Source organism: Chitinophaga fulva (assembly GCF_012927205.1).
Lineage (GTDB): Bacteria > Bacteroidota > Bacteroidia > Chitinophagales > Chitinophagaceae > Chitinophaga > Chitinophaga fulva.
In genome coordinates, this window is sequence record NZ_JABBGC010000002.1 from 1,665,409 (window position 1) to 1,692,309 (window position 26,901).

10 protein-coding genes are annotated in these 26,901 nt (G+C 49.9%); 7 read left to right on the top strand and 3 right to left on the bottom strand.

Going from position 1 to position 26,901, the window contains the following annotated elements; genetic code table 11:
* Nucleotides 1-31: 31 nt before the first annotated feature.
* Nucleotides 32-2,491, top strand: coding sequence for a hypothetical protein (locus HHL17_RS22950; protein ID WP_169227115.1), 2,460 nt, complete (start codon nucleotides 32-34; stop codon nucleotides 2,489-2,491).
* Between the two features lie 223 nt (nucleotides 2,492-2,714).
* Entirely contained in the window at nucleotides 2,715-3,287 is a 573-nt protein-coding gene (locus tag HHL17_RS22955) for a hypothetical protein (protein WP_169227116.1), read from the top strand.
* A gap of 119 nt (nucleotides 3,288-3,406) precedes the next feature.
* Here the strand turns inward: HHL17_RS22955 and HHL17_RS22960 are convergent, their stop codons facing one another.
* The gene (locus HHL17_RS22960) at nucleotides 3,407-3,778 is read right to left on the bottom strand and encodes a winged helix-turn-helix transcriptional regulator (RefSeq protein WP_169227117.1); all 372 of its coding nucleotides are present in this window, start codon (nucleotides 3,776-3,778) and stop codon (nucleotides 3,407-3,409) included.
* A gap of 101 nt (nucleotides 3,779-3,879) precedes the next feature.
* Here HHL17_RS22960 and HHL17_RS22965 point away from each other — a divergent pair, with 101 nt between their 5' ends.
* From HHL17_RS22965 to HHL17_RS22980, 4 genes are all read left to right on the top strand, one after another.
* Nucleotides 3,880-4,860, top strand: coding sequence for an NmrA/HSCARG family protein (locus HHL17_RS22965; protein ID WP_240975938.1), 981 nt, complete (start codon nucleotides 3,880-3,882; stop codon nucleotides 4,858-4,860).
* 112 nt (nucleotides 4,861-4,972) lie between these two features.
* On the top strand, nucleotides 4,973-5,110 hold the full coding sequence (locus tag HHL17_RS22970) for a YdeI/OmpD-associated family protein (protein WP_169227118.1): 138 nt from the start codon (nucleotides 4,973-4,975) through the stop codon (nucleotides 5,108-5,110).
* 73 nt (nucleotides 5,111-5,183) lie between these two features.
* Entirely contained in the window at nucleotides 5,184-6,242 is a 1,059-nt protein-coding gene (locus HHL17_RS22975; RefSeq protein ID WP_169227119.1) for a WD40 repeat domain-containing protein, read from the top strand.
* Nucleotides 6,243-6,285: 43 nt separating this feature from the next.
* Nucleotides 6,286-6,678 carry a hypothetical protein gene (locus HHL17_RS22980; RefSeq protein WP_169227120.1) on the top strand — a complete coding sequence of 131 codons (393 nt, stop codon included), beginning with the start codon at nucleotides 6,286-6,288 and terminating at the stop codon, nucleotides 6,676-6,678.
* A 90-nt stretch (nucleotides 6,679-6,768) separates the two neighbouring features.
* Here HHL17_RS22980 and HHL17_RS22985 read toward each other — a convergent pair whose 3' ends face one another.
* Nucleotides 6,769-7,821 (bottom strand): NADP-dependent oxidoreductase, encoded by a 1,053-nt coding sequence (locus HHL17_RS22985; protein ID WP_240975939.1) that lies wholly within the window; start codon nucleotides 7,819-7,821, stop codon nucleotides 6,769-6,771.
* A gap of 140 nt (nucleotides 7,822-7,961) precedes the next feature.
* On the opposite strand from HHL17_RS22985, the gene HHL17_RS22990 reads away from it, so the two are divergent.
* The gene (locus tag HHL17_RS22990) at nucleotides 7,962-8,324 is read left to right on the top strand and encodes a winged helix-turn-helix transcriptional regulator (protein ID WP_169227121.1); all 363 of its coding nucleotides are present in this window, start codon (nucleotides 7,962-7,964) and stop codon (nucleotides 8,322-8,324) included.
* A gap of 82 nt (nucleotides 8,325-8,406) precedes the next feature.
* Here the strand turns inward: HHL17_RS22990 and HHL17_RS22995 are convergent, their stop codons facing one another.
* On the bottom strand, nucleotides 8,407-26,871 hold the full coding sequence (locus HHL17_RS22995; protein WP_169227122.1) for a non-ribosomal peptide synthase/polyketide synthase: 18,465 nt from the start codon (nucleotides 26,869-26,871) through the stop codon (nucleotides 8,407-8,409).
* Between the last annotated feature and the right edge of the window lie 30 nt (nucleotides 26,872-26,901).

Sequence of the window (26,901 nt, forward strand, 5' to 3'; positions counted from 1 at the left end):
ACGGACTCCCTTATGCATATAAACATTCGACATGAAGCAAAAAAGTCTATTACTCACACTGGCTGTTTTGATAAAAGTAGCCATGCTGCCAGCTGTTGCACAGGTACAATTTACCACCAAACAATGGAGCCTTCAACTGGATAATTCCGGTAAGATCACCAGTATGAAGAGCCTCTCCCTGCAAAAGGAATTTCTCATTGCAGACAAAGCCACCGCGCTGATGAGCATAAAAAAAGACCAGCATATTTACGCTCCCGGCAGTTGCACCTGGAACGCTAAAAAATCGGAGCTGGCACTGTTTTACCCTCAGACTGGTGTTGAAGCAAAAGTAAAGGTGCAGCGTAACGACAACTACATCAGCTTCGAACTGACACAGCTGACCCCACAGGACAAAGTGGACCTGGTATTGTGGGGACCATATCCTGTCACCATAGCGGACACGATCGGCGAGGTAGTAGGTGTGGCACGTAGCAAGGAATTTGCCATCGGTATCCAGGCCCTGAATGTAAAAACGCTGGGAGGATACCCTCATACAGAAAGCGACATCGAACCATCGTACGACGTATTTGAAGGCGGGAATAAAGTAGACGTAGTAGAAAATGACCTGCACAAGCAGTTATTCAGGGGAGATGTGGCGCGCCCTACAGACAATGGCGCTGTATTACAGGCATACTGCCGCAATCGCAGCAAAGACAGGGTGATCGAAAACTGGGGACATACTGCTTACCTGGCGCCCGCATTCCAGGACGGTGGCGTAGTTGGCAGCAAGATCGCACTGTTTGGCGTGGCCAATGCAGATGTTTTGCCCACCATTTCACAGATTGAACTGAAAGAAGGACTACCGCATCCGCTGCTGGACGGAGAATGGGGAAAACAGTCCGTGCACGCCTCCGAGTCGTACCTCATTATGGACTTTGGCGTCAATAATCTGAAAGAGGCAATAGCGGTCACCAAACAGGCAGGCCTGCGCTATCTTTATCATGGTGATCCCTTCGACAACTGGGGACAGTTCAAACTGCACAGCAACGAATTTCCGCAAAACTGGGCCAGTATGAAGGAGTGTGTAGACATTGCCAAAGCAGCGGGCGTGCGGCTGGGTGTACATACCTTGTCCAACTTCATCACTACCAACGATCCATATGTAACACCGATGGCAGACCCAAGACTGGCGAAAGTCGGTTATTCATGGCTCAGCGAAGCAATTGACGCAAATACTAAAGAGATTGGGATAGAAGACCCGGTTTTCTTCCAACAGTTTCAGAATAATACGTTGAAATCGGTGGCCATCGGCAGCGAAATTATCCGCTACGGAAGTGTGTCCGCCACTGCTCCCTGGAAGCTGCTGGACTGTCAGCGGGGCGCCTTTGGTACCCATGCTGCCCCTCATGCGCAACATGATTCCATCGGCAAGCTGATGGACCATCCATACAAAGTATTTCTCACCAGCTACGCATTACAGGAAGAAATGTCGAAGACCCTTGCACGTCTTTTCAACGAAACCGGCCTTATGCAGATATCCTTCGATGGCCTCGAGGGGTGCTTTTCTTCCGGTATGGGCCAATACGCGAAGCAGTTATTTACCAAAACATGGTACGATAACCTGAAACCCGAATTAAAGGGGAAAGTGATCAATGATGCCAGCATGCCCGCTCATTACTTCTGGCATATTTATACCAGGATGAACTGGGGAGAACCCTGGTATGCAGGTTTCAGGGAAAGCCAGTTGCAATTGCGGTTGAAGAATCAACAGTTCTTCCGCCGTAACCTCATGCCTTCCATGTTAGGCTGGTTCAGCCTGCGGCCGGAAACAACGCCGGAAGATATAGAATGGATGCTGGCGCTGGGGGCAGGATACAATGCCGGCTTCGGCCTGTCAACCAGCCTGGAAACACTGCAGAAACACGGACTGAAAAATGAGCTGCTGGAATTAATAAAAACCTGGGAACAGGCACGCATGAAAAATATCTTTAGCGAAGCCCAGAAAGAACAAATGAGAAGCCTGAAGCATGAATTTCACCTGAAGATGACCGGCAATCAGGAATACCAGCTGACACCGGTGTACAATGCCTATTTTAGCCATACACAGAAATTGAAACAACCCGGGGAACCTGTTTTCTCTACCTTCCAGTTTAATAATCCGGCAGCCGCCCAGCCTGTGGCTTTTATCATTTCATTCGCACCTGGTAAGGACTTTGACCCGGATGTCACTTTTGATCAGATAACCATTACCATTAACCAACAGGATGCGCTGTTACTGCCGGTAAGCCTTAAACGGAACCAATTCCTCAAATGTGATGGTAAAACGGTGCGTTTGTACAACAAACAATGGCAATTGCAGCAAACCATTGAACTGAATAAATCCATTCCGGTTTTATCAAAAGGTCCCAATGAAATTGCGTTCGACGGAAAATACTCCGGTGAGAACGGTGCTAATGTGAAAGTAGAGATCCGCGCCGTTGGCGAACCCGAATTAATTCATACAGGTAAATAAATGTCCCAAAAACTCCATCTCTTTATTCAGCTTTAGCCATCGGTCCTGATGCTAAAGCTGAATAAAAGAAGAGCCTGATACCCTACCCGAAACATACAGCTGGTAAATTCCACTCATTTTCCATAAAATTTCTTATCTTGTAAGAAGTATCGAACCCCATCCCTCCGCTTTTTAGTCATTCCCTTTGACTTTATTTATTATTTAAAATTTAGAAACCATTTTTATGAAAAAAATTCCCCTTTTCGTATCGATTGCTTTCCTGGCAGCCTGTACCTCCACCCCCAACCCATCTAAAACGGAAGCTGTAAAGACCTCCGAATCCGAACCAGCCAAACAGGAAAACATGACATATCCCTACATGGCGACTTATTCTTCGGATTTTGAGATCGGCGATGCAAAAAACGTACAAACACTGCTGACGGTGTACCAACACTGGGACAACAACATGCTTGACAATGCAAAGCCCTTTTTCGCCGATCATGACACCATATTCTTCTCCGATGGTATGATGTATGCCGGTGGCAAAGACAGCCTCTTTGTTCTTGCTAAAAAGAAAAGAGAACCGATGGGCCAGGTCGTTGATTCTATCCACGCCTGGATACCGCTCAGAAGCAAGGACAAAAAAGAAGATTGGGTGGTAATATGGACCCGGCAGATTTCAACGAACGCCCAAGGAAAAAAGACCGCCCAGGAACTACAGGAAACCTGGCGGTTTGACAAAGACGGGAAAATTAACCTGATGTACCAATACGAACAGCTCCCTCCTAAAATGATGCCTCCGGCACCGAAAAAATAATACACAAAACAAAGGGCAAACCTTCCAGGAAGGTTTGCCCTTTGTTCATCAAGACCCGCTACCAGAGACATTTTTCCGGTCCCAGAAAGTATTCTTTTATCCTGCGGGGTGAGCCCGTACTAACCGGCAATAAACTCCCCTTTCTCCTTAACGGCCTGGTTGCCCCATGCAGTAATCGCCTCTAAAACAGGAATGAACGTTTTGCCAAAATCGGTCAGGCTATAGATGACCTTGATGGGCGGCTTTTTCCCCTGTACCTTTCTGGCCACCAAACCATCCTTCTCCAGCTGCTTTAACTGCAAACTCAGTGTCATTTCCGTAACGGAAGGCATTTCCTTACGGAGCTCATTGTATCTTTTTGCTTCCTCTTTTAAATGATATAAGATAACAGCTTTCCATTTCCCCCCTACCAAATCCATGGTTAAACTCACTGTACAAGGGTAAAGCTTGCCATTCAGCTTTACGTGATCACCAATACATTCTGTTTTCATACTGTTTTTTTTGCACCTATCTGTTTTGATAGTTATTGCAAATGTACCCCACTAAAAATACTTTTGCAACTATAATAATTATAGTTCTAAAAATCACTGATATGACGACCAATTTAACAACAGACATGGCAGACACACAAAAAGACAAACCGCTTATCACGATCGTGGGTATTTTGGGCAAACAGGGACTTAGTGCCGCCCGCACGCTGTTGGCCTCCGGGAAGTACCGGGTACGGGGAATTACCCGCCGTATGGACTCCCCTGAAGCGCTCGCCCTCTCCCGGCAAGGAGTGGAGCTGGTGAGCATACCACTTGACCTGGGGTACAAAACAGCGTTTGTGAAAGCTTTCCAGGGTGCTGATGGGGCTTTCCTGATGACGCCCAACATTGCTCCCCCGGCAACTCATGAGTTCGAATTGGGCAAAGAGTTGGCCGATGCAGCCATGGAGGCGCAAGTGCCTCATATCGTCTTCAGCAGCCTGGAAAATGTAGATAAACTTACCAAAGGGCTAAAATTCGCCCCACATTTTACGGACAAAGCTAAGATCGAAGAATATATCCGTACCCTGCCCATCAAAAGTTCGTTTATACACATGGCCTTCTTCTACACGAATCTGATGGAATTTTACACGCCTGTCTTAAACGGCGATACCCTGGTATTTCCTGTCTACCTGCCTAAAGACTTTCGTGCCCCCTTTGTTGACCCGCTTACAGCGACAGGGCCGGCTGTCTTAGAGATCCTTTCAAATCCGGACAAGTACGTGGGGCAATCCCTGCCCGTTGTTGGCGATATTATTTCTCCGCAGGAAATGGTAGACACCTTTATCAGGGTAACCGGGAAGAAAGCAGTCTATAGTTCAGCATTTACGCGGGATGAGCTCCTTCATCATTTTCCGGCATTCAGTACAAACGAAACTTTAGTACGGGAGCTTACAGGCATGGTTGAGTACGCGGTGGAATATGGATATTTCCGGGAAGACCGTGACTTATTATGGAGCAGAAAAATAAACCCCGAAACCCTGAATTGGGAACAATTTCTGCGCAACACCGGGTGGGAAGGAGAAAAAGTCACCCTCTCCTGACATAAGGTTGTCAAACCCGGGTCCTACATTTGTCAAAACAATCACCCAAAAACGATCATCGTATGGAAACACCTGATGGAAGACAAGCGGTATACGCCCCCACCAGAGCTGAATGGAGGAAGCGAAAAGCAAATGGAGCAAACCCAATATAGAACGGGCGAAACGCATGATTGCAACCGGGCTGATGACCGTGCATGGCCAGGAAAAGATAAATCTGGCCAAGCGTACCGGGATGTGGGTGGAGGACTAAAACAAAAGAAAAACAACGCAGGTTGTCAGAAAAGTTGTTGTGTATTACCTTTGCGGCGGTACAAACAAAAGACATGAGTCAATTTCCGCATATAAACCTGCCATTAAAGAACAAACTGACATTCACTGCTAACCCGGTAAATGTAGTGCCGTTACCGAACGGTGAGATCCTGATGAACTTTGCAAGCCAGCCACTGATTACAAAGCTCAGTGCCAACCTTGAAATTGTGTGGGAGAAAATCATGCAGGGGCAGAACACGAACTATGTAAGCAGCAAGCTGTCTGCCTCTTCTGATGGTCAGCTGATTGCTATCGCCGGTATGACCGACATGCGTATTCTTAATGCAGAAGGGACCAAAGTACTACATACAGTGGAACATGGCTCCTGGGGCTGGTTCCTGGGTGCTGCCTGTTATTTCTCCCGGGATAATAAAACAATCTGGTATGTATTGCCCGGTGAGGAAAATGAAACAGACGAGCTGCAGGTCATGGATGTGGCGACTTTTGAAGTAATTGCCTCCTACCCCCTGCTGGAAAGCCATCGATACGCCTATGCCTTTCATGCTACGCCTGACAATAATATTATCCTGCTGGAAGCCGCTGCCGGACAGGAGGAATCTCTCCTGATGCAATTACAGTCGAACGACGGCACTGTTTCCCTGACAGCACTTTCCCAATGTGATAATATGATCATGGGCAACTTTGCCCCATCCGGGAAAGAGTATGTGATGGCCCCGCATTATGACGAGCCGTTAGAAATTTACGCCTTCCCTGAAATCAACAAGGTAGCAACGCAGGACCAGTCCGCCATTTTCGATGGCAGTAAAGACTTTCCTGCCGCCGAACCGGATAACATCAACTATACTGTATTCTTTGTAGATGATCATAACATCCTGGTAATTTCCCAGTTTGGCAGATTGTTATTGCTGGACAGAAAAGATTTACGTTGCAAGGCGGAGGTAATGCCGGAGGGTATTGAATTTACAGCCTATGACCTGGATGGCAATCCTACTACCAACCCGGATTACATCTATGATTACAGCAGTAATATCATCAACGTAATGCTGGTACATAACCAACTGTTGCTGACGACCGGTGATGGCCAGTTGCGCAGCTATGACCTGCCTGTATAAGAAATAAACATCATTGGCTAAAGGTGATCATAAAATTGAAAACATGACTGTATCTGAATACATCAGCAGTATGCCTGCTGACAGGCAAGTGCTCCTAAGCATGTTGCATGAAACAATTATGGCGAATGATCCGACTGTCACCCCGGTCATTAAACCGATGATGGGAAAGGAAATGATCCTCTACGAAGAACGTTCCTACATGAAGTATGGCCTGGCAAGCACCAAAAATTATATGTCGCTGCACTGCCTGCCAATTTATATGAATGAGCCGCTGCATGCCAAATACGTAAAGTTGCTGCCTGCCGCGAAATTCCAGAAAGGATGCATCAATTTTTCGGATGCGGACGCTATGCCATCTGCAATAGTAGCAGCTTTGATCACCGACTGTTCGGCTATCAGTATTGCCACCATGCTTGAAAACCGGAAAAAGAAATAAAAGTGAAAAAAGAGGCCATCTTTCGATAACCTCTTCCCATGATGATGTATCTACAAACTCCTGGCAGATACGTTGAGATCAACATAAATTTCAGTCAACAGTAAGCACTATCTTGCCCTGGATGTGGCCACGGGCGGCTCGCTCATGTGCCTGGCGAGCATCGGCAAGCGGGAATGTGCTGTCAATGACCACCTGGACCGTTCCGTCATTAAGCAATCGACTGAGCGCTGCCAGCTGTGCGCCGTTCGAACGAACCTGCGTAGCCGATACTGTGACACCCAGCTTCTCCGCCTCTTCCCTGCCAGAGAAGCCTAAAGGGAAAATTGGAAACAAAGCCCCGCCACGTTTGAGCGTGCGCAGGAAACGACCGGTTGTTGGCCCACCAACACAGTCGATGACGAGATCAATTTCACGCACCACATCTTCGACAGATATCTTCGTATAGTCGATGAATTCATCGACCCCCAGGCTTCGCAGTAACGTTTCCTGTCTACCGGATGCCACTGCGATCACCGTGGCGCCTTTCCATTTCGCTAATTGTACAGCGAAGTGTCCAACACCTCCTCCGGCCCCGTTCACTAAGACAGTCCTGCCCTCGAGCGGTACCGGCTCATGTTTGTCCGGCTGAAGCGGATTGGGCTCGTTGTGGCCGACCTCAATCATGAACTGCCATGCTGTAAGCAATGACATCGGTACTGCGGCAGCACTGATATGATCAATACCGGTCGGCTTTAGCGCCACTTCCGAAGCCGGCATTGTGACATACCCCGCATAAGCCTTGCTTGCCCCGTAGCTGGGAAAGCGCACCATCGAATATACTTCATCACCTACTGAAAAACCATTAACATCATCGGCCACCGCTTCCACAACGCCCGAGATGTCTGTCCCCAAAGTTACCGGGAAGGATACCGGCGGCCGCCATTCAGGAGGCAACATCTTATATCCGTCGCGGAGGTACCAATCGGGGGGATTTATTCCGATGGCATGAACGCGGACCCGCACTTCACCCTGCTCCAGCGCAGGAATAGGTGCATCTTCGTAACGCAACACCTCCGGACCGCCGAACTCGTGCTGCCTGATCGCTTTCATCTTACCTGTTTTATTTTCTACTAGCTCCATTGTATACAGCTTTTTATCTTTCAAAATTTTCGATTTAATCCTGGTTCAGATCTGAGCCGTAAAACTAACTCACTGGTTTACCTTTGGCAAGTATGTACTTATTGGTATCTTACCTACCAATAAGTATCTGTAATTGTATATCAATTAGTTACTAAAAAATAAAAATGAAAAATAAAGAAGAACTACCTGATCATATAAAGAATTGCGGAGTTGAATATGCTTTCAGGCGCATAGGAGGAAAATACAAAGCCCGTATCCTATGGCATTTAAATTCAAAAACGATATTGCGTTATGGAGAGCTGAAAAGGACATTGCCTGACATCACCACCAAAATGCTTACCCAAACTTTAAGGGAACTGGAAGATGATCAACTGATCATCCGGAAAATGTATCATGAAGTGCCGCCTAAAGTAGAGTATTCATTAAGTGACACTGGACGGGAATTAATACCGTTTATAGAGCATCTGCATAACTGGGGACAGCAACAATTGGGTAAAGGCATACGTCAACCAACCGCGAACACCTGATCCGGCTGAACGCTCCATCAAAAAACAAAACCCCGCGACAAGCGCGAGGTTTTGAATGTTACTGTAATTCCGGCTGAAAGGATCAATAATCTCTCAGAGAAACGACTTTCTTACTAACAGGTTCAAAGAAGCCTACTTCCACGGCATACTTAATCATCAGGTGCACTTTTTCTTCGTCGGGGTATGCCCATCTGAATTTCATCTTTTTCAGGATTGCATTCGTTGCCTCATAACATACCTGGTATGGATGCCCCATATCCTGCTTATCGTCACCAAATAGGTCCGCCTGCAGGAACAACCGGTCTATCAGGTCTTTTTTAGTATTGTATGATTGTAGCATCCTCTCCAAATAGGTATACACATTCGTCAACTCCATATCGTACCCGTAACTGTTCAGATAAGCCACAAACTCAGCAGCAGAGAGCAGATGCGGATTACGGACATGATAATTCCTATTCAGCAATGCCGGCTTGTCAAAAATCTGCAGTATCGCAGCAGATACCTGGTCAATATTAGACAATTCCAGCTCATTGAATTCCTCCGGCATCACCTGGAAGGAAATAAACCCTTTGATCTGGTTATAGAAAGCATTATTGTCAATATTCTCCTGGAACTTACCGGTAGCAGAATGGAATGACAAGTGGCCTACGCGGTAGATATTGACCTCCACCCCTTCTTCTCTGGCTGCATCCAGCAGACGTTCCGCCTCCAGTTTACTCTTCGCATAGAAGTTAGGCACTTCCTGTCCTTTGAACAAATCGGCTTCGGTATACAGATAATCGGTACTGCCTTTTTCTGCCACACCAGCCACACTGGTAGTAGAGATATGATGGATTACCTTCTTCCTTCCTGTTTTGCAATAATCCAATATCGTCTGTACGGAGCGGGTGTTCACCGCTTCAAACTCACTGTAACTACCATAGTGTTTTACGTTAGCGGCCGTATTCAGGATACAATCCGTTTCGGACATCAGCGCCTCAAACACGGCAGCATCCATTCCCAGCTGTGGCAAAGCGATATCTCCTTTCCATACCCGCAGCTTTGCCTGGTCTTTAGGTAATGGCGTACCAAAGTAGAAGGCATACTTTTCCGATAACCGGCTGAAAGCCGCTTCATCACTCTCTGCCCGCACCAGCACACATACCGGCGTATCGTTCCGCTGAAGCAGGTCATACAACAGGTGAATACCCAGGTAACCGGTTGCCCCCAGCAGTAAGATCTGCTGATAAGTAGTGGTACTGCTGACATCCAGCTGTTGCCATGCTTTCACTTCTTCGAGATATGGCCGTTGCTGTTCTTCCAGCATCCGCTGCATATGCGCTGCCTGCGCCTGCATGGCTTCGTGATCTACCTGTGCCGGATCAAACCTGGACATCAATGCCGCCAGTTTGTTTTTAAAGTGATTCTTTTCATAAATCACATATTTAGAGATACCGGCTATGGTAGGATGCTGGAAGAGGTCATTAATAGAAACCTGGAAGTCCACCTTCATCTTGGCGATCAACCGGATCGCTGTGATAGAGTTACCGCCAGCGGCAAAGAAATTATCGTGTATGCTTAACCGTGGCAAGTTCAGTACCTCTTTCCAGATTTCCAGCAGCTGCTCTTCGATTTCGTTAGCAGGACGAGCATCCTGCGGCTGATCAGTGGGCATCAGGGATGCTGGCGATGGCAATCCTTTCCGGTCGATCTTGCCATTAGGCGTCAGCGGGAATGATTCCATCGGAATCATCACCGGGGGCACCATAAAGTCTGGCAGTTTACGCTTCAGATAAGCTACGATAGCGTCTTTATTGAACTCGTGATGCGGTATCACATAAGCCACGAGCAGTTTATTATCATGCTCTCCGCCTTTCACTACTACCACTGCTTCATTAACATGCTCGCATTCCTGCAGCACGTTTTCTATTTCACCCAATTCAATCCGGTATCCGCGCACTTTCACCTGGTCATCGATCCGTCCCATGTATTCGATATTACCATCTGCCAGCCAGCGCCCCAGATCACCGGTACGGTACATCCGGGTTTCACCATCTCCGGTGAAAGGATTGATGACAAACTTCTCGTTGGTAAGTTCCGGACGGTTGAGATAACCACGGGCCAGACCGGCGCCACTCACACAAATCTCCCCCGCTACCCCTATCGGGCATAATCCACCGTGGGCATCCTGGATATACAGTTGCATATTGGCCACCGGCTTCCCGATCACCACTACACCATCTTCCCGGATGGGATCAGCGGATGCAGTGGTACAGATACTGTTTTCCGTAGGGCCGTAAGCGTTCATGAATCTCACACCCCTGGCTTGCAGATATCTTCCATCCTCCCTGTTTAACGGTTCACCACAGGATACAATGGTTTTCACCCTGCCCAACATTTCTTTCATGCTGTGCAAATAGGACGGCGGTAAAAATAACACCTCCACTTTCCGTTTATTGATCAGCGTAGTAAATCCGGCAGCAGACATCAGGTCTTCTTTACGCGGCAGCACCAATGCGGCGCCATGAGACAGGGTACAGAATATTTCCATACAGGAGGCATCAAATCCGATAGTCGCAAATTGCAGCACGCGGCTTCCGGTTTCTATCTGTAACTGCTCCTGCTGATCATACACCAGGTTCACCACACCGCCATGCTCCACCAATACGCCTTTGGGTTTGCCGGTAGAGCCGGAAGTAAAGATCACATAGGCCAGATCATTGGCAGCAGGACCATCTGGCAGCGCTGTTACCGGATAACCGGCGAATAAGTCCGCGTCTGTAACCATGACCAGTTCTATACCATCTACAGCGGCCCCCAGCCTGTCGCTGACAGCAGGGCTGCTGACCATAATACCCGCGGCGGTATCCGCAAGGATATATTGTATCCTGTCTGCCGGATATTCGGGGTCTACCGGTACATAAGCACCGCCTGCTTTCATGATGCCATATATGGCGATGATCATCTCCGGCGAACGTTCAATACATAAAGGCACCAGCGTATCCCGGCCAACACCCTTATCGCGCAGGTAGTGCGCCAACTGGTTAGAGCGTTCATCCAGCTCTTTATAAGTCAACGTAACATCCTTAAACATTAATGCCACGGCGTCAGGGAAAGCTGCTGCTTTGGCGGAGAACAAGCCAGGCAGTGAAATACCCTGCGGCACCGCCGATACCTTGCTATTAAAGCCTTCCAGCAGCAAATGCTCTTCCGCTGCGTCCAATAACGGTAACGCACATATACAGGTGGCAGGTTCACGGGTAACGGAACGCAGCAACTGCTCAAAATGTTTACCCATCCTTCTCACCGTATCACTATAGAACAAGTCTGTACTGTATTGAATGATCAGGGAGAGCCCGGCCTCCGTTTCCTTCAGGCAGAAGTTAAGGTCAAATACAGCGGTAGTATGGTCCAGTGGCTCCTCTGATAGCTGTACCGTTCCCAGCGTCAGCTCAGGAATATCCGGTGTATTCTGCAAGACCAACATCACCTGGAACAACGGGCTGCGGCTCATATCACGCTCCGTCACCACCGCGTCCACGATCTTTTCGAATGGTACCTCCTGGTATTCATAAGCACTTAACGTAGTCTGTTTTACCTGTTGCAGCAAGGAAAGGAATGCGGGATTACCCGTGAGGCTGCTGCGCAGGGCCAGGGTATTGATAAAGAAGCCGGCAAGACTTTCCACCTCCTGGCGTGTACGCCCGGAAATAGGGCTGCCCACGCAGATATCATCCTGTCCGCTGTAACGGTACAACAACACGTTGAGGGCTGCCAGCAACGTCATGAAAAGCGTTACCCCTTCCTGTTGCGACAGGGCCAGCAACTGATCTGTCAGCTCCCGGTCGAATTGCAGGTGTTCTACAGCACCATTTTTACCTTTTACTGCCGGTCTGGTTTTATCTGTCGGCAGCTGCAGCGCCTGTACATCTTTCAGGTTTTCTTGCCAGTACGACAATTGTGTTGCCAATACCTCATCCGACATATACTTCCGTTGCCAGATGGCATAGTCTGCATATTGTATTTCGAGTGCCGGTAACTTCACGTTTTCTCCGGTAGTATAAGCATTATAAAGGGTAATCAATTCCCTGAACAGGACACTGATAGACCAACCATCAGAAGCTATATGATGCATGTTCATCACCAGGATATGCGTAGTAGTATCCAGCGCGATCAGATGCACCCGTAGCATATACTCTTTGGTGAGATCAAAAGGTTTTCTTATCAACGTATGCACGAGGGTACGATAATCCGCTATCGCCTGTTGGCGGCCACGCAAATCGATTTGTTGCAGCTCCCATTGCTGTGCTGGCAATATCTGCTGACCGGAATACCCGTCCTTCTGGACGATGACAGACCGTAATACTTCATGACGGACCAGCAGGTCCCGGAAGGCATTTGCCAACGCTCCTTTATCCAGGACACCTTCCATGCGTAATACTACCGGCACATGGTATTGTGCACTGCCTTCCATCTGATCAACGAACCACAACCGTTCCTGGCTATACGACAGCGGAATCAATTCCGGCCGTTGCTGAGGTGTTACTGCCGGCAGCAGCCAGCCCTTGCCGTTCTGGCGGATAAACGCTGCCAATCGCGCGATGGTAGGATTAGCAAAGATGGATTTCACAGCTACTTCCACTTCCATGTATTTACGCAGGGCAGACTGCAGGCGCATGGCCAGCAACGAATGGCCTCCCAGCTCAAAGAAATTGTCGTGTATGCTGATTTTATCCACCTGTAATAAAACACGCCAGATATCTGTCAGCTGTTGTTCCGTCAGGTTGCGTGCCACCACATACGTAGCCCCGCCAAGCGCGCTCAGGTCAGCTTCCGGCAATGCGCGTTTATTGATCTTACCATTATTTGTCAATGGCAGTTCCGGCAAAGTGATAAAAAGGGAGGGGATCATATACTCCGGCAACCTGGACTGCATCCAGGTGCGCAGCTCGTCTTTCCCGAAGCGATGTTGTGGCACCACATAGGCCACCAGCCGTTTATTGCCGTATTGGTCATTTTTCACCAGTACCACACATTGCGCCACCAGTTCACATTGACCCAGTACGCTTTCTACCTCGCCTATTTCCACACGGTTCCCGCGGATCTTCACCTGGTCATCTTTACGCGCCAGGTAATTGATGTTACCATCCGGCAACCAGCAGCAGACATCACCGGTCTTGTACAAGCGGCCATTCCCGGTTACATCAAACGGATCGGCCATAAAGCGCTCCGCTGTTAATTCCGGCAGATGCAGGTACCCCTTGGCTACCTGCACGCCACCGATAAACAATTCTCCCGGCACTCCAACCGGGCATGGATTGCCGTTGGCATCCAAAATGTATAACCGGGTATTGGCAATCGGTTTGCCAATGGGCGGCAGCACCCGCTGGGTATAATCTTCCCGCTGTATCGTATAGGCGCTCACCACGTGCGCCTCCGTTGGCCCGTACTGGTTATACAGGCGCGTATTACCTTTTTCCAGGAATAACCGGAGGTCATTGCTCAATTTAAGCTGTTCGCCGGCTGTTATCACTTCCTGTAAATATTGCGGATAGATACCGCTTTCCTGTGCGTATTCCACCAGGTTTTTCAACACCACGTAAGGCAGGAAGAGACAATTGATCTTTTCTGTATTGATCTGTTCCATCAGGATGGCCATGTCTTTCCTCCGTTGTTCGTCCACCAGGTGAAGGCTGCCGCCAAAACTGAGCGTGAAGAATATCTCCTGGAAGCTCACATCGAAATTGATACTGGCAAACTGTAGTATACGTTTAGGCACCCGGGTATCGATCTCCTGTTGTTGCCAGCAAAGCAGGTTAAACAAAGCCTTGTCAGGCATTTCCACCCCCTTCGGCTGTCCGGTGGAACCGGACGTATAGATGAGGTAAGTCAGTTTGTCCGGAGAAGTATACCGGCTGGGGTCCGTAACCGGTTGCCCCGACAATATATCCGCCGGTAATACCATCATACGTTCCGCTGCAATGTCTGCCGGCAGTAGCCCCTGGCTGGCCTCATCCGTAATCATCAAAGTAAAATGAGTGTCAGAGAGGATATAACGGATACGTACCTCCGGATAAGCAGGATCTACCGGTACATAAGTGGCGCCGGCCTTCAGGATGCCCACAATAGCGGTGATCATTCCGAGCGAGCGCGACATGCAGACAGGTATCAGTGTATTTTCCACCACCCCTTTCTCCCGTAGATAATGGGCCAGTTGATTAGCCCTTTCATTAAGCTGCCGGTAGGTATACTGTTCTGTTCCGAAAACAACTGCCGTAGCATCCGGCGTCTGCCGGACCTGCGCTTCGAACAGGTCTATCACTGCCATGCCGGCAGGATAACTACTTGCTGTATCATTAAACGTCCGCAATAATTGTTTTTCTTCCGCAGCCGTGAGCATCGGTAATGCTCCTATCTGCCGGGAAGGTGCTGCCACAATCGCTTCCAGGAGTATCAGATAATGTTCCATCATCCTGGCGATGGTAGCCTCCTGATAAAGATCACTGCAATACTCTACACGGAAACGCAGACCGGTATCAGTAGTCGTAACATCCACCGTCAGATCGAATTTGGCGGTGCTGTTAGGGACCGGCTGTATCGTTACCTGCACATCATCCAACTGCAGGTCCGGAGTTTCCGGCAGGTTCTGTAAGATAAACATCACCTGGAACAGCGGTGTACGGCTCATATCACGGTCGCTCACCACCGCTTCCACTATTTTCTCAAACGGGGCATCCTGGTATTGATATGCCTCCAGTAAAGTAGCCTTTACCTGTTTGAGCAGGGACAGGAAGTCCGGATTACCGGCCAGGTTGCTGCGCAGTGCAATGGTATTAACAAAGAAACCAATCAGCGGTTCTATGGTTTGCTGGGTACGGTTGGCAATAGGGCTGCCCACACAGATATCTTCCTGTCCGCTGTAGCGGTATAGCAACACCTTGAAAGCCGCCAGCATCGTCATAAACAGGGTAGTCCCCGTTTGTTTGCACAGCTGGTTTATTCCGGCTGTCAGTGTACCATCCACTTCGTAATACAAGGTATTTCCGCGGGTACTTTGTGTGGCAGGGCGCGGGAAATCGGTAGGCAACTGCAGCGTAGCCGTATCATCCAGTTTTTCTTTCCAGTAAGACAATTGCTGATCGAGCACAGTTCCCTGCAGGTGATGCCGGTGCCACAATGCATAATCAGCATATTGTACCTGTAGTGGCTCCAGCTGGTGTGACTGATGCCGGTGCGCAGCTTCGTACAGCCGTATCAGTTCTTTGAGCAATATTGACACGGACCACCCGTCGGATGCAATATGATGTTGCACCACTACGAAGAAATGCTCACGGGAAGCCAGTTGCACCAGTTGCACCCGCAACATATAATCCGTCGCCAGGTTAAATGGTTGATTATAACAATCCGTAATTTCTTCCAATACCTTTTTCCGGTCAGCTTCCATGGTCCTGTCTATCACTTGCAGCTGCCATCCATCGGCAGGCAGGATATGCTGACTTAACTCTCCGTCTTCCTCCAGGAAAACAGTACGTAGTGCTTCATGCCTGTCTACAATGGTTTTCAGGGCGCCTTCCAATGCCATCACGTCCAGGTCGCCATCCAGTTTTAACACCAGCGGCATATGATAAGCCACGCTGCCTTCCATGCGGTCTATAAACCATAACCTTTCCTGCGCAGAAGAAAGCGGCAGCTTTCCTTCCCGTGGAAAGACCGTAACGGCCGGCAGCACAGTACCCCGTTGCTGACGACGGATATGGTCCGCCAGTGTGGCCACCACCGGATAAGTGAAAAGGTCACGTATGGGCACCTCTACTTCCAGCTCGCGGCGTATCGCAGATACAACACGGGTTACCAACAGGGAATGTCCGCCCAGTTCAAAGAAGTTGTCATATATACCTACCCTTGACACATTCAGCAATTGCTGCCAAATACCAGTCAACGCCAGCTCGGTGGCATTACGTGGAGGCATATACGCTGCTGCCGGCATCAGGGATTGGTCCGGTTCTGGTAATGCACGTTTATTCACCTTACCATTGCTCGTCAGTGGGAGCTTTTCCAATGGTATCAGCACAGCAGGCACCATATAGTCCGGCAACAGCTGCCTGAGGTAAGTTTGTATTTTTTCTTTTTCAAAGGTCCCTGCCGGCACAATATAGCCAGCAAGATATTTATTGCCTTGCTCATTCGTACGCGCCATCACCACCGCTTGTTCTACCCATTCACATTGTTGCAGTACCCTTTCCGTTTCACCCGGTTCAATACGATAACCCCGGATCTTCACCTGGTCATCTGTACGGCCCAGGCAAAGCACGTTTCCATCTGCTTGCCAGCATCCCAGGTCCCCGGTCTTATAAAGTCTTTCGACGCTGTTATTACCAAACTGGTGGGAGATGAAACGTTCTGCCGTCAGCTCAGGTAAATTGAGATAGCCTAAGGAAAGACCGGCACCTCCTACATAGATTTCGCCCGTAACGCCGACCGGCACCAGCTGACGGCGGCTATCCAGGATATATACCTTCCGGTTGCTCAGCGGTCGGCCTACCGGTACTGGCACCTTCACAGCACCTGCCTCTACTGTGTAGGTAATAGAGAAGGTGGTGTTCTCCGTAGGACCGTAACCGTTAATAACGGTTAGTGCAGGATATTGTCGTTTTAATTTATTGATGTGTTCTTCCGATAATTTCTCTCCACCGGCCAGTACTACTGATAAGGTTTCAAAAATACGGATGTCGGTATCGATCAGCTGATTGAACCAGCTCGCCGTAAACCACATCATATTTACCTGGTGCGTGCTGATTTCACGTTTCAACACCTCGTTGTCCAGCAGTTGTTGTTCCGGGCAAAGAATGAGGCGGCCACCATTGAGCAGCATGCCCCAATACTCAAAGGTAGCGGCATCGAAAGAAGGTGCGCCGGTAGATAACAAACGGTCCGCCGCACTGAAAGAGACATAGTCCACCCCTTTCACGAGGCTCACCACATTCTGATGGCTTACCATCACTCCTTTTGGCGTGCCGGTAGAACCGGAAGTGTAAATTACATAAGCCAGGTCCTGCGGAAGGGCTACAGGTAATTGTGCCGACATCGACGTTGCCATCTGCGTTTCGGCCAGCTGGTCCAGGCAGATGAACTTCATGGCTGTACCTGTATGCCCCAGTGCAGCCAGATGCATCGTTGTGGTGAGCAGGAGCGTACTGTTGCTTTCTGCTAACATATAACTGATACGTTCCACCGGGTAATGAGGATCAACCGGCACGTACGCGCCTCCGGCCTTTAATATCGCCAGGATAGCAGTGATCAGCTTATCTGAACGCTCCATACAAATGGGTACACGCATCCCCGGCGTTACTCCCTCTTCCACGAGGTATTGCGCCAGGTGTGTGGAAGCTGTATCTAATTCCTGGTAGGTTATCTCCTTACCTTCAAATACCAGGGCTGTAGTATCCGGTGTCAGGGCTACCTGTGCTGCGAAGAGGTCTGTGATGCTTTTATCAGCCGGATAAGAGGTATCTGTCTGGTTAAAGACTTCCAGCAACTGTGTTTCTTCAGTTGCCAGCAGCATCGGCAAAAAGCCTACTGCTGTGGACGGGCTGATAACGATGGCCGCTAACAGTTGTTTAAAGTGTGTGATCATCTGCATGATCGTCTCTTCCCGGAACAGGTCCGTACAATATTCCACGCTGCCTGACAATCCTGTTGCGGTCTCTTCTACCGTGAAATTAAGGTCTACCTGGGCAGTGGTATAAGCGATCTTTTCCGGTTGCATATGCGCAGCACCCAATGCGAGATCGCCTACCACCGGCATGTTCTGTAACGTGAAGATCACCTGGAACAGTGGGCTATAGCTCAGATCACGTTCTTTCACGACCGCTTCCACTACTTTTTCAAACGGTATGTCCTGATGCTCGTAGGCATCCAGGGTTGTATTTTTCACCTGTTGCAGCAGGGCAGCGAAAGTTGGGTTATCCTGCAGCTGCGTGCGTAATGCCAGGGTATTCACAAAACATCCGATCAGGCTTTCCGTTTCCTGCCGGGTACGGCCGGATACAGGACTGCCCACCGTGATATCTTCCTGGCCACTGTAGCGGTATAACAACACCTTAAATGCCGTCAGCAATGTCATGAACAAGGTAGTCCCCTCCTGCTGCGACAATGACTGTAACTGCTGTTGCAGCGTATCGTCGATATGGAATGGTACAATGGCGCCACGGTTGGAGAATACAGCCGGACGGGTATAGTCGAGCGGCAACTGTAACGTGGTCACATCAGCCAGCTGGCGGTTCCAATAGGCTTGTTGCTGTTCCAGCACCGCCGCTGACATATAGGTACGCTGCCAGCGGGCGTAATCTGTATACTGGATATCCAGTGGTGGTAAAACAGGTAATTGTTGATGGTCCAATGCCGCATACATCTCCATCAGCTCTTTCATAAAAATGCTGACAGACCAACCATCGCCGGCAATGTGATGCAGCGTCAGGGCGAGGATGTGCTCCTGTTCCGCCACCTCGATCAGCTGTCCGCGTAACATATGGTCAGCAGACAAATTAAAGGGCGTATCGATCAGCGTTTTCACATAAGCATGCAAAGCAGTAATATCCGCATGGAGATCATGCCGGCTGACTGTTTCCAGTTGCCATCCATCCCTCTCCAATACCTGCTGGTGCGGCACTTCATCAATAACAGTAACGATAGTACGCAATATCGCGTGGCGGTTGACTATTTCACGGACAGCCATCTCCAGCGCTTGTTTATTGACTGTTCCTGTCAGACGGAATACCACTGGTATATGATATTGTATACTACCGGTCAGCCGGTCGATAAACCAAAGCCTTTCCTGGGCAAAGGATAACGGCTGCGGGCCGGTATATGCTTCCGCGGTAATCCCTTGCTGCACGGGCCCTGTCTGCTGAAGGATGTAGGCAGCCTGGCTTGCTATAGTCGGATAACTGAAGATAGCCCTTACCGGCACCTCTGCCTGCAACTGTTTTCTGATGGCAGATTGCAGCCGCATAGCCAGCAGGGAATGCCCACCTGACTCAAAGAAATGATCGTGTATGCCAATACGCTCCCGGCCCAGCAACTGCTGCCAGATGTCTGTCAACACGTTTTCCTGTTCATTACGGGGAGCCATATACGCCGCATCGGAGAGGGCGGTATCATCTGGCGCCGGCAACGCCTTTTTATCCACTTTTCCATTGGCGGTAAGCGGCAGCGCTTCCAGGGCTACCAGGAAGGACGGCGTCATATAATCCGGTAGTCTTTCTTTGAGATATGCCAGTATGGCTTCTTTATCAAAGTTGTTTTCTGTTACCACATACCCGGTCAGGTACCGGTTATGATTTTTATCTGTCCAAACGGTGACTACTGCTTGTTTAACTCCCGGGCAACCTTCCAGCACGCGCTCCGTTTCACCTGGTTCGATACGGAATCCGCGGATCTTCACCTGTTCATCGATACGGCCCAGGTAAACGATGTTGCCATCAGGCATCCAGCGGGCCAGGTCTCCGGTACGGTAAACGCTTGCTGCCGGGTCATCGGTGAAAGGGTCCGGTATAAACCGGGCGGCGGTCTGTTCCGGGTCCAGGTATCCTTTTGCTACACCATCGCCTCCTACATACAGTTCTCCTGTTACTCCAACCGGGACCGGATGGCCCTCACTGTCCAGGATATACGCTGTCCTGTTTTTCAATGGACGGCCAATAGGCACGTTGCCGCTAACCGTCGCTTCATGGATACGGTAATAAAGTGAGAAAGTTGTATTCTCCGTAGGGCCGTATATGTTAGTCAGCGCGATATGCGGATAAGCGCGCCTGAATTTATCAGCATGCTTTTCCGACATCTTCTCCCCTCCCGTCAGCACTTCCTGTAACCTGGCAAATACCGTAATATCCATATCTATCAACTGATTGAACCAGCTGGTAGTAAAGAACATTTTGGTGACGCGGCGCTGATAAAGTTCCTGTTTTAGTAATTCAATGTCCAGCAAACTGCTCTCTGTGCTTAACACCACACAGCCGCCGTTCAACAGGGCGCCCCAATATTCAAAAGTGGTGGCATCAAAGGAAAGGGAGCCGGCAGAAAGGATGACATCGTCTTTTGTCAGCGTAATATACTCCTGCGATTTCACCAGGCTCACCACATTCTTATGGGTAACCGCTACGCCTTTAGGCTTACCAGTGGAACCGGAAGTATACATGACATACGCCACTGCTGCCGGCGCAGGCTGTTCAGTCAACCCATGGACAGGATATTGCAGCAGGTCCGGATTGTCATCTATATAAAGCAATTCTTTATCAGCAACAACAAGTTTCAAAGTATCCTTCCAATCAGTATCACTGATGACCAGCGGGCTATCGCAATCGGTCAGTAATTGCAATATCCGTTCTGCAGGGTACTCCGGATTTACCGGCACGTAGGCGCCGCCAGCTTTCAGCACCCCCAGTACCGCCACCATCAGACCGGCGGAACGTTTCATGCATACGGGCACATACGCGCCCGCTCTTAAGCCCTTACTGCGTAACTGGTGTGCGAGACGATTAGCCGCTTCCTCCAGCGCTTTATAGGTAAACGACGTTGTATCGTATACCACGGCTATGGCATCCGGCGTTTGAGCCACCTGTTCTTCAAAAAGTGCCGTGATGCTCTTTTCCGCGGGATAAGGTATCGCAGTTTGATTGAACGTATACAACAGCTGTGTTTTCTCCGCTGCTGTCAGCAAGGTAATGTCCGCGATGGTATTGACGGGCTGGGTCGCTATTTGTATTAATACCTGTTCAAAATGGGCGGCTATCATCCGGACATAAGCGCCATCGAGTACCGTTTCATTGTATACCAGGCCGATTTCAAGCCCTTCAGCCATCATCACCCGTATCGTCAGTGGATAGTTAGCTTGTTCCTGTACCTGAAAGTGTTGCAGTTGCAATTTCCAGTCAGGAGATTGCAAGGCAGGGTTCACCGGGTAGTTTTCAAACACCAGGAGACTGTCAAACAACTCTTCCCGGATGCCCGTCCAGTGCTGAATATCATTTAGCGCAGCATACTGGTGCTCTCGGCTTTGCAATTGCGTAACCTGTATCTCCTGTAACCAGCCAGCGATTGTTTGTTCACTTGCCACGGTGGTGTACAACGGCAGGGTATTGATATACAATCCAATTTTTTTCTCTACACCAGGCAGTTCATCTGGTCTGCCGGCGACTGTTACGCCAAACATGGCGGCAGGCCTGCCGGTATAACGGGATAACAGGTATGCCCACACGCCCTGTACCAGGGTATTGAGGGTAATACGTTGTTGTTGTGTAAACCTTTCCAACTGCTGAAGGGTCACCGTATCCAGGTGCAACAATGTTTCCCGGAAGCTTCCGTCTCCTTTTGTGCGGGAAGCGGTGGTAGTTACAAAGGGCAACAAACACCCTTCCTCTGCCTCTTTCAGATAACCGCGCCAGTAAGCTTCTTCAGCCGACAGGTCCCTGTCTGCCAGGAAACGAATGTAATCTCCGAATTCATCTGTCTTCAGTGATGGCAGGGAATGATTAGTCAGGATGGCCTCGTAAGTTTCTACCAGTTCGCCGAGTAATACCGGCAATGACCAACCATCCATTAGCAGGTGATGATAAGTCCATTGCATGCGGTATTTGTCGTCTTGCAGGCGGAATAGGGTGATGCGCATCAAGGGCGCCTTTTCAAAGTCCAGACCCTGTTGGCGGTCTGTTATCATCCAGTCATTGAGTGCTTCCTGCTGTGCGGCTTCCGCCATGTGCCGGTAGTCCAGCACGGTGAAAGGCAAAGTAACGTTATGGTATACGCATTGCACCGGGATACTGCAAATCTTTGCGTAGAAGGCACTGCGGAAAATAGTATGATGCTGTATCAGGTGCTCCCAGCTTTTTTGAAATGCCGCTACCTGCAAATTGGGGAGTTCGCATCCAAACTGTTCGATGTAAGCGCCGTTTTTTTCATCATACAGTCCATGGAACAACATACCTTCCTGTAATCCGGTGAGCTGGTATAGTCCGGCCACCTGGGACCTCCTGGAGATGCCTGCTTCCGTGGCATCGAGGAAGTGGTCCAGTTCATCATTGGTCATCACAGCGCCCAGCCCGTAGTCGGAAGGCGAAGTGACCGGTGCTTGCTGGCTGCGGTCAGCACAGTGCATGATGCATGTCTCCAGGTGACGACGGTAGTCTGCCGCGATACCCGCTACAGTGGCTGCGTGGAAGTGCAGCTGGCTGTAGCTCCATTCTATAACGAGTTCGCCGTCACGGACCATGGCGTTGACAGCCAGTTTTTCGGGAACGATACGTTGTGGTGATCCTCCGGCTTCCAGGGAAGACAGCGAGGTTTTAATGGCTCCTTGTCCCGCAGGCATGTTATCGCCCTGACCGAGGTAGTTAAAGCCTACTTCCCAGGGCACTGCGCCTTGCAGGGCAGCCTGCCTGCCGATATATTTGCTGATGCCGTAGCCGATACCTTTATCCGGTACCTGGCGCAGCTGTTCTTTTATATTCCTGATCAGGTGGCCGGTAGATACGCCTGCAGCCACTTCCAGCCATACCGGGTATTGGCTGGTGAACCAACCAACGGTGCGGTTAACGGCAATGCCGGGCTCGATCTCTTCCCTGCCGTGTCCTTCCATGCCCACCAGCACACCAGCGCCTTTATTCCAGGCCGTCAGGGTCATGGACAGGGCGGTCAACAGGATATCATTAATTTCTGTCCGGTAGGCCGCTGGTACTTCCTGCAGCAGGCGGCGGGTAGCCGTCGCATCGAGGCGCACCGTTTCTTTGCGTATGTCCGATACTGTTATCTTACCGGTATGCGGCAGATCAGTATGTAACGGCGTACGTTTTGCCACCACTGTCTCCCAATAACGTTGTTGCCGGTGGCAAGGGCTATTTTGCGCATAAGCTGTCAGGGCATCATGCCACTGGCGGCAGGAGCTGCCTTTAGCGCCCAATACGGCGCCTGCTGTCTCCGTGGGCTGCTCCAGCAAGCGGTTGAGATCTTCCAGCAGGATACGCCAGGATACGCCGTCGATGGCGAGGTGATGTACTACGAGCAACAACCGGTTGTTGGCCTCAGCGGAGGGCGTTTGTATCAGGGTAGCCTGCAACATGACGCCACTATGAATGTCCAGGCGCGCCTGGCTTTCTGCTACACAAGCGGGGATATGCTGCTGCCAGGTTTTTTGTTTCCTGCGCATATCCGTGATATGTAAGGTAACTTCCGTAGCACCATAGGATTGTTGCCATCCGTCAGCCTCCTGTTGATAGGCAAAACGGAGCGCATCATGGTATTGTACAAGCTGCCGGAGTGCGGCTTCCAGCAGTACCGGTGACAGTTGCTTACCTGTTTCCAGCAGTAACTGTTGTGTAAACAATGCCGGTTGGCTGTTACCTTCTTCTTCGAAGTACCAATGTTGAATGGGCAATAAACCGCTTTTACCTGTGAGCTGCCCCTGTTCACCGGTGGCGCTCACCACATTTTTCACAGACAGCAGCTGCGCCAGCGCGGCCACTGTCTGGTGTTTGAACAGGTCTTTGGCTTTCAGTTCACATCCCAGTCTCCTGGCGCGGCTCACTACCTGCATGGATACGATGGAGTCGCCTCCCAGCTCAATAAAATTGTCGTATATCCCTACCCTTTGCAGTCCCAGCAGTTCCTGCCAGATAGCCGCCAGCTGTTGTTCTGCCTCATTACGCGGCGCTACATATTCCTGTAGTGCAAGGTCACCTGCTTCCGGGGCTGGCAGCGCCTTTTTATCCACCTTGCCGTTGACAGACAAAGGCAGCTGCGCCAGTTCCACGAGTACCGATGGCACCATATATTCCGGCAGTTTTTCTTTTAGCCGGTCCAATACGGCCATCTTATTGTAATCAGCGCCAGTGGTAACATACCCGACCAGGCGCTTGTTGTTACGTTCATCTGTCCATGCCACTACTACGGCGTGTTTAACTCCCTGGCATTCCTGCAGCGCATGGCCGATTTCACCTAATTCAATACGATAGCCGCGGATCTTTACCTGGTCATCTATACGGCCCAGGTATTCGATATTGCCATCTGGCAGCCAGCGGCCGATATCGCCGGTTTTATACAGCCGGTTGCCCGCCGGGCCGACAATAAATTTTTCTGCGGTCATGACCGGCAGGTGCAGGTAACCATTGGCCACTTGCGGACCACTTACATATAATTCCCCGGTCACACCCACTGGCAGGGCCCGTTGCTGTGCGTCCAGTATATGGATCTGCATATTCGCTACCGGCTTTCCGATCGTTATCAGTTTGTCTGCAGGCTGTATTTGTGCCACTGACGACCATACCGTACATTCCGTAGGCCCGTATTCGTTATACAGCGCTGCATGCTTCACTTCTCTGAAATGACGTTGGGCCAGTGTTACCTCGAGTGCTTCCCCTGCCAGGATAACGGCAGACAAGGCAGCATCCTGTAACAGTCCTTCTTCCAGCAGAAACCGGTAATAGGAAGGCACACACAAAATCATATCCGTATGGGTGAGTATTTTTTTTACGGTCTCCCCATCTTTCAGTGTTTCCTCCCGGCATACGATCAGCCTGCCGCCGGTGCACAACGTACCGAATATAACCGCCACCGAGGAATCGAAGGAGAACGAGGGTACTAGCAATGCAGTACCGGTGCTGCCATAGTAAGCTTTTCTCGCCTGTGTGGAAGCCACCAGGTTCTGATGCGTGATGGTTACGCCTTTCGGGTTGCCCGTAGAACCGGACGTATAGATCACGTAAGCGGGGTGTTGCGGTTGTAAGGCCGTTTCCACCGGCGTTACAGGGTACTGCTCTAGTACGCCCGCCAGTTGGCGGACATCGATAATTTCTGCGGAGGTATATTGGTCCAGGGGCAGGCTGCCAGCCACATTGCTGACCACTACCGCCGCCTGGGTATCTTGCAGCATGAAGGTGATCCGGTGTTGCGGATAGGCAGGGTCTACCGGTACATAGGCTCCGCCGGCTTTCAGCACCGCCAGTATGCCGATGACCATTTCTGCAGAACGCTCCATACATACGGGAACGAATGTATCTTCCCGTACCCCTTTTTCACGCAGGTAATGCGCCAGCTGGTTGGCCTTTTCATCCAGCTGCCGGTAAGTGAGCGTTTGGTTTTCAAATACCAATGCTTCCGCTGTTGGCTGAAGCCGCACTTGCTCTTCTATGAGCGCATGGATATTAGGATAAGACGCGACATCTATATTATTGTTGTTAAAGGAAGCCAGCAGCACTTGCTCCTCATCCGGCAGGATGCTGATTTCCGCCAGTTTATGTTGCAACCCGCCATTGAATTGTTGTATGATATACAATAATCGTTTTACCAATAAACGTATATCCGTTTCTGTGAAGTAAGACGGGTAATAATCTACCTTCAATTGCAGCGGCTGTCCTTTCCCGTAATCGCGCCAGAGCAGTTCCAGCGGGTAACGGGTGATCTCGCTTGTCAGTTCCTGTGTAACAGCCTGTATGCCTTCTCCGAAGTCCAGGTTTAAGTTGAGGTTAGCGTGATTAACGAGGATATCTACCAGCTGCTCTGTAGTACCGTTGAGTTTCAGGGAACGGCTCAGATCAGCTACCTGGTAATGTTGATGTTGGTTATCATTTTTCCTGGCAACTGCCATATTTTCCAGCAAAGCAGCTACTGTATCCTCTTGTTGATAAACACCCTGAAATGGCGTAATACCGGAAAACATACCGGCGATCTGCTGCAATTGTTTATCCTTTCTGCGATGTACGGGTGTACCGAATACAAATGATGGGTGCTCGGTGGTTTTGGCGAAGTAAATAGTGAGCGCTGCCAGCGTCAGCCGGAGCAGATTTGCCTGGGTGGCTTGTTGCCAATCTTCTAACGCCGCTTTCTCTGCAGCCGTAAATTCCAGGAGGAAAGTCCTGCATTGACGTGGATTGGCATCTGCGTGCTGGTACCTTCGTTCCAGCAACTGAGCTGGCTTTTTATCAATCAGCTCTTTCCAGTAGGCAGCATCTTCCTGGTATGCTGGTGATTGCTGGTAGGCAAGGGCATCACCGGCAGCCGCCACATAGGAAACTGGCGACCAATCCAGGGCCGTTCCCTCCTGTAAAGAGCGGTATTTACGGGCCACATACTGGTAACTTGCGGCCAGCCCATATCCATCATTGATCAGGTGATGATATTTACAGAAATAATAGTGTTCATCCGGCGATATAGATAGCAGGTATTGTTCGCAGAGCGCATTTTCTTTAAGAAGGAGGAAAGGTATCTCCAGGCGTTCCCGGATCCATTTTTGCACGGCATCCGGTTGCGCGCCACTGAAATCCATACACACGACCTCCTGTGTTGTGAAGGTATCGTCCAGGTAGGCTTGCGGCGCCTGGTCATTGAGGTCGAACCTCATCCGGTACACATCAAATACAGCTGGCAGCGTTTCAGCGGCGGCGATAAATTTTTCTTTGTGAAGAGGACCGGTGAGTCGGGTTACGCCTCCGACATTATAGGTCGAGTTTTCGGCATTGATCAACAAATCCATCAGGATATCCCGCTGGGCAGGATGAAGGGACGTTACATGGAGTGGCATGGTCTAACGGTCATTAATAGATGAGGAAAT

Coding starts and splice junctions, on each gene's coding strand:
- HHL17_RS22990 (WP_169227121.1), top strand. CDS start 7,962: ATGAAAAATAAAGAAGAACTACCTGATCATATAAAGAATTGCGGAGTT.
- HHL17_RS22955 (WP_169227116.1), top strand. CDS start 2,715: ATGAAAAAAATTCCCCTTTTCGTATCGATTGCTTTCCTGGCAGCCTGT.
- HHL17_RS22950 (WP_169227115.1), top strand. CDS start 32: ATGAAGCAAAAAAGTCTATTACTCACACTGGCTGTTTTGATAAAAGTA.
- HHL17_RS22965 (WP_240975938.1), top strand. CDS start 3,880: ATGACGACCAATTTAACAACAGACATGGCAGACACACAAAAAGACAAA.
- HHL17_RS22970 (WP_169227118.1), top strand. CDS start 4,973: ATGGAGGAAGCGAAAAGCAAATGGAGCAAACCCAATATAGAACGGGCG.
- HHL17_RS22975 (WP_169227119.1), top strand. CDS start 5,184: ATGAGTCAATTTCCGCATATAAACCTGCCATTAAAGAACAAACTGACA.
- HHL17_RS22980 (WP_169227120.1), top strand. CDS start 6,286: ATGACTGTATCTGAATACATCAGCAGTATGCCTGCTGACAGGCAAGTG.
- HHL17_RS22995 (WP_169227122.1), bottom strand. CDS start 26,871: ATGCCACTCCATGTAACGTCCCTTCATCCTGCCCAGCGGGATATCCTG.
- HHL17_RS22960 (WP_169227117.1), bottom strand. CDS start 3,778: ATGAAAACAGAATGTATTGGTGATCACGTAAAGCTGAATGGCAAGCTT.